We start from the raw sequence: 13,183 nt of genomic DNA, 5'->3' as shown, positions 1-13,183 counted from the left end.
CAAACGGATTACTAACCCCTTTGGAGGGTCCCAGACTGGTACATTTTTCAATGACCAGAAATGGTACATATTTGGATGGCCATTGACAATGGTATGAGTAATTGTAATAATAAAGAGCGACACATCCCTATTACTATGTCACAGATTAAAGGCTCACAGGTAACTGATTACGGAATTGGCGATGTGCTGGTCGCTTATGATGGTTGCGTCACTGCCATTACCCTGCTGACCCTGCTCCGGGCGTTAACATAAGTGGCAGGTGTCAGAGAAATATCTTATAAAATCCATTTAGAATATCGGCAGGTGTTGGGGGGCAGCCCGGTATGTAGACATTTACCGGAATAATTTTATCAACGCCCCCGGCTGAGGCATAAGTCTCTCCGAATATCCCGCCGTTACACCCGCAGTCTCCAACTGCAATAACTATTTTGGGTGACGGCACTGAGTCATATGTCCTCTGCAGGGCTATCTCCATATTTCTTGCAACCGGCCCGGTTACAAGTAAAACATCGGCAAACCGCGGCGAGGCCGTAAAGTGTATACCAAATCTCTCACAATCGTAAATTGGATTATTTATGGCATGAATCTCAAGTTCACATCCATTACATGAACCGGCGTCTACCTCCCTCACCGTCAGACTCCGCCTGAAGCGTTTCTTTACAGTGTCATCTAAATCGATTCCCACTACCCTGATCTTTGGGTCGTCAACCTGAGGTGTACTGACGGTCACTATGCCGGTACGAAATATCTGGCGCAGGATTCTAATCATAGGTCGTGCCCCGAGTATGACTGGTTGAAACTCTTATTACACAGCGGGAAGTCAGGGACAATGTTGCCCTTTATCGCCTGCTCAAGCGCCAGCCAGTTTACGCTGGACGGGTCTCTGACCATGCAGCGGTGTATCTCCCCGTTGTGACCACTCTTAAGCCAATAAATTATCTCACCCCGCCAGCCCTCTACTGCCGCAAACCCGGTTGCACCAGGTAATACGGCATTGCACTCTGCTGCTATAGCACCGGCTGGTATATCTTTAATAATACTCTGCAACATGGAAATGGACGCCCTGATTTCAACTACCCTCACCCATACCCTCGCGTGTACATCCCCAGCGGTAAGCACCGGAGCCTCTACCACAATTGAATCATACGGTGGAAAAGGATTATGTACCCTGCAATCAACATTTAATCCACTTGCCCGTGCAACCACCCCTACCACACACAGCTCCCTTGCCAATTCCGTTGTGAGTATCCCCGTATTACGCACCCTGTCCTCAAGCGAAGAACTCTCCTCATAGATATGTACCAGTCTATCAAAATCCTCTCTTAGAAAATCAAGTTCTGATAAGATTTCTTTCTTAGCGTTTGTATCTATATCGGCTGTCACACCGCCAGGGATAATCCTGTCCATCATAAACCTGTGCCCAAAGAGTCTGTGGTTAGCGGCAATTATGACCTCCTTTAACCTCGAACACTGAGCTAACATAAAGGCAAAGGCTGCGTCATTACAAATTGCCCCAATATCCCCCAGGTGATTGGCAATCCGCTCCCTCTCAAGAAACAACGCCCTGAGCCATTTAGCCCTCTCAGGGACACGGCAATCTGTCATTGACTCCAAAGCCATAGAGTAGGCTAATGAATGAGCAACTGTTGTATCCCCGGATACACGCCCGGCTAATTTAACTGCCGCTGCCCACGTCATAGATTCAAACCTTTTTTCTATACCCTTATGAACATAACCAAGCCGCTCTTCGAGATTAATAACTGTCTCGCCAACCGCCTGAAATCTAAAGTGCCCGGGTTCGATTATGCCGGCATGGACAGGCCCAACCGGTATCTCATACACACCCTCCCCCTCTGCCTTAAGCCATAAGTACTCACCCTCTTTTCGCGCCATCGGCTTAGAGGCGTCAAAGGATTTTCTGAGAGGCCAGGCATCCTCCGGCCAATCCTCAAATTTAATCCATGGTCTGGCGTCAGGGTGTCCAATAGGGTTAACCCCCATAAGGCTCCTGATCTGGCGTTCAAATCTATAGGCAGGCACGTAGTGCTTGACAAGGCTTGGAAACTCTGGATTATCCCGCGGCAGTTCAGCCCTTACTATCAGGTATTCGCTGCCCTCTCTGAAGCAGGCGTAAATGCCAAAGGAGTTTATATCATCGGTAGCCCACTCTGCACAAAGAGACGCAGAGGACTCTTTAAGTGTCCTTGCAGCATCGGCAAATCTCCCTGTCGGCACTGTAAACATTACCGGATTTCTGTTATCACAGGTCATTGCTTCCTCACCGAATACGGACTTCATGGCGGTCGTTAATCTCTTCATTTTAATAATTCCACAGTTGTCTGAAACCACTTATTAAGAAAATCGGGCATATAAAAAGCCAGCACCAGTACCAGTACCATGTGAAGAAGCACCGGGGTGTGGGCTGCCTGTATTGGGTTGAAGTATGATGGAGTATCGCCTGATACCATATATTGTACCTTTCTGAGAAGCCCGGCAAATGCGGCGGCAAGCCCAATGAGTATAAAGGGCGTCAAGAGCGGGGCATTCTTTATGACGGCAGTAAGTATTAAAAATTCACTCGTGAATATCCCAAAAGGCGGCATCCCTGCAATTGCCATCGTACCCAGCATCAATGACCAACCCACAAAGGCATCCCCCTTGAATAATCCCTTTATCTTTTCGATTTCCTGTGTACGGTGCATTTGACAGGCGTGCCCTACGGTAAAGAATATGGAAGACTTTGTAAGGCTGTGCATAAGCATATGTAAAAGAGCGCCATAAGTGGCTATAGGGCCGCCAAGACCAAAGGCAAACGTCGCAATCCCCATATGCTCAATAGATGAATATGAAAACATGCGCTTTATATCCTTTTGTCTGAGAATAGAAAACGAGGCAACCAAGATAGAGACAATCCCAAAACCCATCATAATGTTACCGGCATAATGCGTATGTGTTGAGCCATCTACAAGTACCTTACACCTGACAAGGGCATAAAGGGCGATATTTAATAAAAGCCCGGACAACACCGCAGAGATTGGCGTTGGGCCTTCGCTATGGGCGTCGGGAAGCCAGTTGTGCAAAGGGACAAGCCCTACCTTTGTACCATATCCCACGACCAGAAATACGAAGGCAAGAGAAAGAATCGTCGGCTCAAGCCTGCCGCTTACCTCTATGAGGTTTGTCCACAGCAGCGCCTCCCCGCCCTCTCCTATGACCTTCTCAGCGGCAAAATACAGCAGCACTGTCCCAAACAGGGCCTGGGCAATGCCAACCCCGCAGAGTATAAAATACTTCCACGCAGCCTCAATCGCATTAGGGGTGCGGTAGAGCGAGACCAGAAGCACTGTAGATAACGTAGCAAGTTCCATCGCAATCCACAACACCCCTATATTGTTAGTAAGAAGACACAAGAGCATGGCAAAGATGAACATCTGAAACATTGCATGATAAAACCGCATACGCACTTTCCCTACCCGCCCATGTTCCCTCTCTCTCTGCATATACCTGCGGCTAAACACAGCCGTGGTCGATGAGACAAAAGCGGTAAGCACAGACAGGTATACACTAAAGGCATCAACAAAGAAGAATTTCCCGCCGGCTATAACAGGACCATGTCTGTATACCTCGAGGGCAAGGACAATCCCAGCCGTAAAAGTCAGTATTGAGCTAAAGATATTTATCTCCGGTGCAAACCTCCGATCCCCAATAAAGGCCAAAATCAAGGCCGCCACAAACGGCGTTATAATAAACACAAGGAGTATCATGCCGCGTCTTCCACAGGGGTCAGTTATCCTCCCTCAGACTTTCCATCTGCTCCACACTCAGGCTGTCAAATGTGGTGCTTATCTGGAAGAAAAATATGCCGAATATAAATGCGGCAATCAACACATCGAGGGCAACGCCCAGCTCAACCACAAGGGGCATCCCGTATGTCGCGCTGGTAGCGGCAAAAAAGAGACCATTTTCCATCGCAAGAAATCCAATTATCTGGGTAACGGCATGTTTCCTGGTAATCATCATAAGCAGGCCTATCATAACGGTTGCAAGGGCAACCGCAAGGGTTGAACGGGTTATAAGGGTGGACATCTCCCTGACAGGGGCAGTAAGATGATAAGAAAAAATGACAAGGGCAATCCCTATCAACATCGTCGTAGGGATATTGACTATTGTTTCCATCTCTTTTCTTATCTTAAGACGCACTACAAGTACGTGCAGTATATATGGCAGGAGAATTACTTTCAGAGACAATGTTAACAATGACGATATATACAGGTGATGTTTAGCGGCCACAAAGCCAACAACGGCAGTATTTATTGAAAGAAACAGCCCCTGCCACGCAAATAATGTAACCAAACTATTTATCTTCCTCTGCGACAGCATCGCAAAAGACGTCAGCAACACCAAAGCCGCCAAAAAACTATTTATCTGTGCCAGCAGTTGTAAGTTCATACTCACTCCAGAATAAAAAAGGATATCACACCCAGGGTTGCCATTAAAAACGCTGCCCCCAGGAATTCAGTTAACCGGAATAATCTCATCTTTGCAAGCCCTGTCTCTATAAGTACTATAACAGCCCCAATCACGCCAAGCTTTAAACTCAGAAGGAACACAGAGATGGCAATATCCCCGGCACTGTCCGTAGCAGCTATCCCCCAGGGCAGAAAACACGCAATCCCAAGCGTCACAAAAAGAAAAAACCGTATCATCGACCCCCACTGAATAAGCGCAAGGTGTCTGCCCGAATACTCCAGAATCATAGCCTCATGTACCATAGTCAGCTCAAGATGAGTTGAGGGATTATCAACCGGAACCCTGCCTGCCTCGGCGATAACTACAAAGATAAACGCAATTGCGGCAAACACAATAGATGGCCGCAGCGTTAATGAAGCGCTGGCAAATGACTGCACTATGTGAACCAGAGATGTTGACCTGCCAGCCAGAGACACGGTAAAAATTGCCATAAGAATAGCAGGTTCTGTCAGAGATGCTATCATCATCTCCCTGCTTGAACCCATCCCGCCAAATGCAGTCCCTATGTCCATCCCTGCCAATGCTATAAAAAATCTAGCCGTTGCAAACACGGCTATTAATACAATAATATCTGCACTGGGGGCCAAAAACAGGTCTATCGAAATTATTGGCATCACACTTCCAACAACCACAGCGCTGCCAAACACCATGTACGGGGTAAAGCGAAATATCCACGAGGCATTCCCGGCAAGCACAACATCCTTGACGAATAACTTTGCAATATTTCTGTATGGCTGCAACACTCCGGCAGACGCCCTCCCCTGAGACCAGCACTTCAGCATATCCACCCATCCCACAAAGGCAGGGGCCGCCGCAATGACAACAATTAATTGTACCATCTCTATTAAAATATACCTCAGCGGTTTCATAACAAGGCCAGCAGAACGATGATTGTCACAAATGAATATATAAGATACACATGTATCCGGCCATGTTGAATCATCCCTGCCTTTCGGGAAAGCAACACGACGGCATCGATAACAGGCTTGTAAATCCACCCCCAAAAACGGTCTCTTACGCGCAGGTAGTAGCTGGACTTCACAGGAAATGCAGGATGACGCCGCTGCGGCAGCAGGCTTATCTGCTCTTTTATATCAAACAGAAAACCAAATATCCTGCGAAAAGGCATAGAGAAAGATACTGCGTTATATTGCATCTTGGAGGTAAGCTTTTTAAATCCGCAATCCCATACCGGCACACGGCTTATTTTCCCGGGCTTCACATGGAGCAATAAATAGGTTATCGCACATACCGCAGCAATGCCGATAAGGACAAGCGGCCCGGAGTAGGAAGCCCTTTCAGGGTCAACAGGCGTAAGCCACATCCAGTCATACACCCCCGACGTGGTAATCAGCCTTGTTTGAAGCAGTTCTTCAGATATAACATCCATCCATTTAATAATAATGGCAGGCAGAATCCCCAGGCAAAGACATGTAAAGGCCGCAAGCATCATCCCAATGCGCATAGACCACCCGGCCTCGGTTACTTCAGTTACTTTGGTTAATAGGGGGCGGCTCAGCCCACGCCAGTTCCCCAGAAATACAACTCCAAAGACCTTTACAAAGCAGGCGGCTGCCAGTGCCCCTGTCAAGGCAAGCAGGGCTGCACCCAACGGTATAAGGAGTTTCATCAGCGGGTTAGGCAGAGATGGAGACAGCAAAAAGGCCTGAAACGTCAGCCATTCAGACACAAATCCGTTGAACGGCGGCAGCGCAGAAATAGATATACAACCAACAAGGAATAACACCGAAGTCCAGGGCATGTGGTGTATAAGTCCACCCATTTCATCCATATTTCTCTCATGTGTGGCATTAAGAACCGCGCCTGCGCCCATAAACAACAACCCCTTAAACATTGCGTGATTCATCGTATGATATAACCCTGCAATAAGGGCAAGGGCAGCCATTGCAGGCAGGTTAAACGAGGTAAAGATCATAGACAGCCCTATCCCTATAAGGATTATTCCTATATTTTCAACTGAGTGATAGGCAAGTAGTTTCTTTAAGTCATGCTGCATCAGCGCATAAAGCACACCCATTACGGCAGAGACCAAACCCAGAACCAGCACCATCATCCCCCACCACCAGGGAAACACATTTATTATGTCAAAGGTGACGCGAACTATCCCGTATATGGCGGTCTTAAGCATTACCCCGCTCATAAGGGCGGAGACATTTGACGGGGCAACGGGATGTGCCTCTGGCAGCCACACATGGAAAGGTATAACGCCGGCCTTTGCTGCAAACCCGAAAAAAGAAAGTAAAAAGGCCGCAGTTGCCCACTTAAGGGGGAACTCCGCCTCTCTCATAGCATCAAAAGTGTAGCCTGTAAAATTCTCAAATCCCCCGGCAATTCCAGCCATCACACCAAAGGACAGGAGTATCAAAATGGCTCCTATATGAGCCATTACCATGTAAAGATAAGCCGCCCTCCTGTTTTCACTGCGCCCGTCCTCAAACATGACCAAAAAGTAGGACGCCGCTGCCATCACCTCCCAGGCAACCATGAAAATCAGCGCGTCATCGGCCAGGCACACCATAAACATCGCGGCAATAAAGATGTTATAAAACACAATCAGCCGCTTTACAGGTTTACCCGCTGCCAATCCAGTCACATAGCCTACTGAATATATTGATACAAAAAATGAAAGCAATCCGACAACAAAGAGAAAAAAGCCTGAAAGCTGATCAAGCCTCAAATGAAAAGGAAGAGAGGGCAGCCCCAGCGGAAGTATCAACTGCTCGGCAGCGCTGCTGGAGACGGCCAGTATCCCTGCTCCTACACTGATTAAAGAAGCCAGCGCTGATACAGAAAAAGCCATTCGTATCAACAACCGCCTGTAGCCTCCTATCAGCACAACAAATAAGATAGGTATAATAAACGCGGCAGCAGACAGTAACGACAATTTAATAGGAGACATCATAGAAGAGACGCCGTCACCAGAGTACCTTTCTGGATTTCACAGCCTCTTTTACAAACAGCGCACGAGGGTGACCAAACCGGCTGGCCTTGTTACTTCTTGTATCAGCAGAGTTCAAGGATTTTACTCACAATTGCAGGATGTTTCAACGCTTCGTATAGTCCATGCGCTGCCAGCTCCTTTTAGTGAGGTTTTACCACTTAACGGCGTAGCCCCTTCACTTCGGCTGGTTCCAGCACTGATTTTCACTTCTTTGCCATTATTATCTACAGCAAAGATTCTTACAGTAAGTATGATACAACTACTTTTGCCAGAGACAGTACCGGAAACAGAAACCGTACAAATATCACCAGGGCATTCAGAAGTAACAACGGCATCGATAATATAACCGTCCTTCTCAAATTGCTCTGCATATACCGGCACAACCATCGTGGCAATCAGAAAGACAACCAAGAATAGTTTTTTCACCTGGAACCTCCTGCCAAGAAATTTTCTTTACAAAAACACCCTCAAGGATAACATTATCACACATGTTATATCAAATATTTTTGGTAACAAAGCAGGATAAAGCAGTGATGCAGAAGTAACTTATAGATTTAGCCAGCCGACCGTTTTATTTATTAAATCTCTTCTTCCTGTAGTCAACAGCCATAGCGGAGGCAGTCCATATTGCCGATTCAACCTTGTCAGCGGTTACTTCAAACCAGGTTGCATGGATGGTTTCACCCTGAGCTGTTGTGGCCTCAGCCACTTTACGGATTTCTTCTGGTGTTGGATTGTAAATACCCAAATCCTCCAGGCAAACAGGCAGCCCTACTGAGAGACAAAAATCCAGTACTTCATAAATGTCATCCGATGACCTGCCTTCCATAACCAACTGTGTAAGTGTTCCAAAGGCGACTTTTTGACCATGCAGTTTGTGATGGGTACTTTTCAAAACGGTAAAGCCATTGTGTACTGAGTGAGCACCTGCCAGACCTCCACTTTCAAACCCCAAACCGCTCAACAGCGTATTGGCTTCCACGATAGCCTCAACAGCAGGTGTAACACAGTGGTTTTCAACTGCCAGTTTGGCCTGCAATCCATATTCCAACAATGTGTCGTAGCACAGACGGCCCAGTGAGACAGCACAACGGGTGGGAGGAGTTCCACCCGTAAGAACATTGGGTTTACAACTCCTGGCGCAGGTGTCTGCCTCCCAGAAAGTGGCTAGAGCATCCCCCATACCGGAGACAAAGGTTTCAACAGGGGCATTGACTATTATACGTGTATCGGCCAGAACGCAGTCCGGGTTGTGAGGCAATACAACATACCGCTGGAAAACGCCCTCATCAGTGTAAACCACTGCCACTGCTGAACACGGGGCATCTGTTGCAGCAATTGTCGGCACAACCATCACCGGCACCTTAAGCAGATTGGCAGCTACTTTCCCCGTGTCGATGACCTTGCCACCCCCAGAAGCGATGATAAAATCAGCGCCCTCTTTTTTTGCGAGGGCTGCCAGCCGGTTGATTTCACTGTCTGAGCATTCCCCGTTGAAAAGCTCCTGGCAACAATCGATGTTTTTCTCTTTGAGGCTGGATTTAATCGCCTGACCACAGGCAGCTAAAGCCCTCTTACCACCGGTAAGCAATGCCTTGGTACCAAGCCTCGCTGCATGTGTACCGGCTTCATGGACAGCTCCATCTCCTTGGACGTAACGCCGTGGTGCAAGAAATATCTGACTCATAGCAGTTTCTCCTTTGCAATATACAAACTATCTGCAAGACACGCAACAAATTACACCCCTGTTAGTTTCTGCCGATATCTGCCTGAAATTCTACTGTTTAATATATTCTTTCGTCAAGCTGGGGATAGATTTATTTCTAATCTCTTTTACCGCCGTTATACCATTGAAAATACTATTGACAAATGAAATACGTAATGCTATAATTATGTAAATATGTATGCATCTTAAGATTGCGTGGTTTGCTATGTTTAATTGTGATAGTGAGCTGGAAAAATCGATGAAAATAAAAATGAAGACGTATAATATAACCATTCCAATAAAATATAACGATGGGACTAAATCGGAGGATCACATGTCAGCACCTAAAAGGTTGAAAAAACCTGTACACATCACTACGGTAGTAGAGGAGTCACAACATGAAGCATTGCGGTATTTTGCGTACATGGAGAAGAGACCGATAGCTAACCTGCTTAGAGAGGCAATAGAAGACTTCATTAAGGGAAAAACCCAAAAGCAGGGGTTATCAGATATCAAGCAAACGGCAGTGAAGTAACTCCGGCAGCAAGCGCCTTAAGCGTGCCAAGCAGCATGAGGACGGCTGTTGAGAGGTCTTCCTCTTTTATGTACTCCTCTGTAGTGTGCGGCATTTGCATCCCAGATGAGATAACGAGGGATTTTATCCCATGACTGTTAAAAATATTTGCGTCTGAGCCGCCACCGTACACTATAAACTCCGGGGTTATTGAGAGGTCTTCGCACACAGTTTTAATAAGTCCTACAAACTCATCTGACTCGCTTATGTGAAAACCGTTGTACTGACGATTCTCTTCGATTTCTATTTTCACCTGATTCTTTTTAGATAACCTTCTGGCGGTATCGAATATAGTCTTTTTAGTCTTTTCTAAGGCTCCTGCATCGTGGCTTCGAATCTCCCCCGTTATGGTTACTTCCTTTGGGACGATATTTGTTGCCGTGCCGCCTTGTATTATCCCAATGTTTGCCGTTGTATTTTGGTCTATGCGGCCATCCGGCACTGCGGCAATAATTTTTGCTGCTGCCTTAATCGCGCTTGTGCCGCGCTCCGGCTCTATACCAGCGTGCGCCGCCCTGCCAGTTATGCGCATTGTGTAAATGTCGTGAGTCGGGGCAGCGAGGACAACCCTGCCGATGCTGCCGCTGCAATCAAGCACAAGGGCAATCCGCCCTTGCAGACTATCAAAATCCAGCGCTCCTGCACCGATGAGACCACGCTCCTCGGCAGACGTAAAGACCACCTCAATGCCGCCATGCGGAAGGTCTTGCTCTTTCAACACGTGCAGGGTCTCAAGTATTTCAGCAATGCCGCTCTTGTCATCTGCCCCAAGTATTGTGCTGCCGTCGGTTCTGATAATCCCGCCTTCGCGCATTGGGATCAAACCTCTAGTAGGTTCTACCGTGTCCATGTGGCTGCTTAATATTATGGTTGGTGCGCCGCGAACTGTCCCGGCCTTACGCCCTATCAGGTTGATTGATTTATCATATTTTTGATTCTCTACGCTCAAGCCCAAATCAATCAGCCGCTCTGTGAGCCAGACAGCTATTTCCTGTTCAAAAAATGACGGCGAATTTATGTGAACAAGCCCTATAAATGTGTCCATGAGCCGTGCATGGTTTATACTGCGCCATGCGTCAACGACTGCCTTATCTGCTGCCAAATATCTCGCTGCCAACCCGTACCATTGTGGCGCCCTCCATGATTGCCGTCTCAAAATCATTGGACATCCCCATTGACAGCTCTGTAAGCTCAATCCCACGAGCTGCAAGGGTGTCGCGTATATCGCTTAATCTCCTGAAATAGGGCCTCGATTGCTCCGGGTCTTCAAAAAACGGCGGCATTGCCATCAGACCAATCAGGTTGAGATTTTTATTAAAACCCTTTATTCGCTCTGCTAGTGCTTGTACACCGGCCTCTGCAATTCCAGTTTTTGTATCCTCCTCAGAGAGTTTCACCTGAATGAGGACATCCAACGTCTTGCCAGCCTTCGCAGCATACTCATCTACCACTTGGGCAAGGGCTATAGAGTCAATGGAATGAATACAGTCAAATACGGAAACTGCCCTTTTTACCTTGTTTCTCTGCAAGTGACCAATCATGTGCCATGATACTGAGGACAGCGGGTTTTCCCTAAGAATCGTCTCACGCTTGTCTGCGGCCTCACCAACGTAGCTTTCGCCAAATATCCTCAGCCCCAGCTCAACTGCCTCAGCAACTGCGCTGACTGGAAAATGCTTCGTTACGGCAACCAGGCTTACAGATTCAGGAGCCCTGCCTGCCCTCATCGCCGCATGGCATATCCTTCTGAATACGCTGGAAATCCTTTCTGATAAATTATCTGCTACCAAGACGCTATACTGGGAGGACAAAATAAAAACTATTACCCAAGTCCACAGGCTCATACCCAAAAACGCCGCCATGTATTTCAACCGCATTTTTTATAAACGTCAGACCGTGTCCTGTTCCAGGTCTTTGCTCCACGTTTGAGCCTCTAAAACCCTCTTCGAAGATTCTGTCTCTCTCCTCCGGCTTAATATGCGCCCCCGAGCTAAACACGCTGAATTTGACACCGTCCTTACACTGTCCAAAATAGTCCTTTATTATTTCCCGGCCATACTTCACAAACTTCTTATTCTCCCTGTCTGGCGTAATAACCACGGAGGCATATTTCAGGGCATTGGAAAACAGATTCGCAAACACCTGGGCAATCAGCCCAATATCAACTACGCTGATTATCTCATCGCCTTCTGCACCGCAGCCGCTGCCGTCAACCTCAATCCCCATCTCGTCGAATCTCTCAAGGAATCTCTCCAACTGGGGAAGTATCACGTCGCGGCGCATGTTGCAGGACTTTGTGCGAAGCGTCAGGTGCCCCTTGTCGAAATGGCTCTTGCGAAGCAGTGTCTCAAGAAACAGGGTTGTGCTTTTGTAGTGCCTCTCGATGCTCTGGAATTCGTCTGTCAGACCACGGTTGACTTCCGTAAGTTCATCAAGCAGCCGTTCTATGCAGATAGTGTCGCACTGCTCTTCAATGGCGTATGCTATCAGGAGTTTTTCTATTTCCGTGTTCTTGGTTATCTTACCCTTAAGCCTGCGCAGGAACAGCTTGAATATCATATTTGGGACGATAATATTATGTTCGATGTCAGCGACAAGGGATTGTATAAACTTTAGATGTTCGATGTTCTTATTCAACAGGTATCTGTTGTGGAGACTATATCCTATGCGGTTGGCATACTTACCAAGGAATAGTTCATCGGCCTCGTTAAGGTCGGTATTTGGATATACCTCTAAAAACCCCAGGATATTGTCAGTGGTAGGGGATAGGTCGGCCTGGAACTTTTTCCCTCTGATGGTCAGTATAAGGGTATCATTAAATCTGTATGGTTTTTCAGTAGGCAGGATATGCTGCGGCATCGGTGAGTTCCGGTATTGAACAGTATCATTATACCCGGCAGTATCCCCGGTCGAGGCAAACAACACCATGTTCGCACACCTCTGGTCGGCTGTACCAGCAGGCCCGGCCAGATAGAGCCTGGAGTCCAGATTAAGAAATACCTTTGGAACAACCACACACAAGCGATACAGGTCTTCGATGTCGCTCAACTCCTGAGCCAAATCAAAAAAGGACTTAAGGGCATCCCCCTGTTCCTGCGTAAAGTTATATGCCCGGTAATCTTTTTTCTTGCCCTTTACTAATTCGTATATTCTATCCACGCATCCTCACCCACGCATATATTTACGGGTTACAGGTTACGGGCAAGCGGCCCGCACACCGGGTTATCCACCTACCGGCCTGTTCAAACCGTTATGTCCGGCGAAATGTTAGCTACCGGTCTTAGTACTGTCTTGGTTGGCGTTTTTTTTAGGAGCGCACGACTCCTTAATATTTGTCGCTCAGGTACTAACGCCAAACCGCGGCAGTATAAACACCTGCAAGACAATCCACGCCGCCAGAAACAATATAATC

Annotated in this window: 12 protein-coding genes; 1 reads left to right on the top strand and 11 read right to left on the bottom strand. The window is 47.4% G+C overall.

Annotated features, from left to right (window positions below):
* Positions 1-262 precede the first annotated feature (262 nt).
* The 8 genes from ASN18_RS11305 to ASN18_RS11270 form a co-directional block, all read right to left on the bottom strand.
* Positions 263-769 carry an NADH-quinone oxidoreductase subunit B family protein gene (locus ASN18_RS11305; RefSeq protein WP_085052853.1) on the bottom strand — a complete coding sequence of 169 codons (507 nt, stop codon included), beginning with the start codon at positions 767-769 and terminating at the stop codon, positions 263-265.
* Positions 766-2,319: a hydrogenase large subunit gene (locus tag ASN18_RS11300; RefSeq protein WP_085052852.1), complete on the bottom strand. Its 1,554-nt coding sequence runs from the start codon at positions 2,317-2,319 to the stop codon at positions 766-768. The genes ASN18_RS11305 and ASN18_RS11300 overlap by 4 nt, the downstream gene beginning before the upstream one ends.
* Complete coding sequence (locus ASN18_RS11295; protein ID WP_085052851.1) at positions 2,316-3,764, bottom strand: hydrogenase 4 subunit F; 1,449 nt, start codon at positions 3,762-3,764, stop codon at positions 2,316-2,318. The genes ASN18_RS11300 and ASN18_RS11295 overlap by 4 nt, the downstream gene beginning before the upstream one ends.
* A gap of 19 nt (positions 3,765-3,783) precedes the next feature.
* The gene (locus ASN18_RS11290; protein WP_085052850.1) at positions 3,784-4,449 is read right to left on the bottom strand and encodes a formate hydrogenlyase; all 666 of its coding nucleotides are present in this window, start codon (positions 4,447-4,449) and stop codon (positions 3,784-3,786) included.
* Between the two features lie 2 nt (positions 4,450-4,451).
* On the bottom strand, positions 4,452-5,399 hold the full coding sequence (locus ASN18_RS11285) for a respiratory chain complex I subunit 1 family protein (protein WP_085052849.1): 948 nt from the start codon (positions 5,397-5,399) through the stop codon (positions 4,452-4,454).
* On the bottom strand, positions 5,396-7,450 hold the full coding sequence (gene hyfB / locus ASN18_RS11280; RefSeq protein WP_306688918.1) for a hydrogenase 4 subunit B: 2,055 nt from the start codon (positions 7,448-7,450) through the stop codon (positions 5,396-5,398). The genes ASN18_RS11285 and hyfB overlap by 4 nt, the downstream gene beginning before the upstream one ends.
* A 123-nt stretch (positions 7,451-7,573) precedes the next feature.
* A complete protein-coding gene (locus tag ASN18_RS11275) occupies positions 7,574-7,918 on the bottom strand; it encodes a hypothetical protein (RefSeq protein ID WP_085052847.1) in 345 nt (114 codons plus the stop codon).
* Between the two features lie 145 nt (positions 7,919-8,063).
* A complete protein-coding gene (locus ASN18_RS11270) occupies positions 8,064-9,179 on the bottom strand; it encodes a glycerol dehydrogenase (protein ID WP_085052846.1) in 1,116 nt (371 codons plus the stop codon).
* A 352-nt stretch (positions 9,180-9,531) separates the two neighbouring features.
* Here ASN18_RS11270 and ASN18_RS17230 point away from each other — a divergent pair, with 352 nt between their 5' ends.
* Positions 9,532-9,732: a hypothetical protein gene (locus ASN18_RS17230; protein WP_157072949.1), complete on the top strand. Its 201-nt coding sequence runs from the start codon at positions 9,532-9,534 to the stop codon at positions 9,730-9,732.
* Here the strand turns inward: ASN18_RS17230 and ASN18_RS11260 are convergent.
* From ASN18_RS11260 to ASN18_RS11250, 3 genes are read right to left on the bottom strand one after another with little or no spacing between them, the layout of a single operon-like run.
* Positions 9,710-10,933, bottom strand: a complete 1,224-nt coding sequence (locus tag ASN18_RS11260; RefSeq protein ID WP_085052844.1) for a M20/M25/M40 family metallo-hydrolase — start codon at positions 10,931-10,933, stop codon at positions 9,710-9,712. The two genes, ASN18_RS17230 and ASN18_RS11260, sit on opposite strands and share 23 nt — an antisense overlap.
* Positions 10,860-11,561 carry a YggS family pyridoxal phosphate-dependent enzyme gene (locus ASN18_RS11255; protein ID WP_236861693.1) on the bottom strand — a complete coding sequence of 234 codons (702 nt, stop codon included), beginning with the start codon at positions 11,559-11,561 and terminating at the stop codon, positions 10,860-10,862. Before ASN18_RS11255 ends, ASN18_RS11260 begins: the two co-directional genes overlap by 74 nt.
* 4 nt (positions 11,562-11,565) lie before the next feature.
* On the bottom strand, positions 11,566-12,930 hold the full coding sequence (locus ASN18_RS11250) for a sensor histidine kinase (RefSeq protein WP_085052842.1): 1,365 nt from the start codon (positions 12,928-12,930) through the stop codon (positions 11,566-11,568).
* Between the last annotated feature and the right edge of the window lie 253 nt (positions 12,931-13,183).

The organism is Candidatus Magnetominusculus xianensis (assembly GCA_001541255.1).
In the GTDB taxonomy this organism is placed as follows: domain Bacteria; phylum Nitrospirota; class Thermodesulfovibrionia; order Thermodesulfovibrionales; family Magnetobacteriaceae; genus Magnetominusculus; species Magnetominusculus xianensis.
The sequence above is the reverse complement of the archived record's forward strand: the minus strand, read 5'-3'. Positions and strand labels throughout refer to the sequence as shown.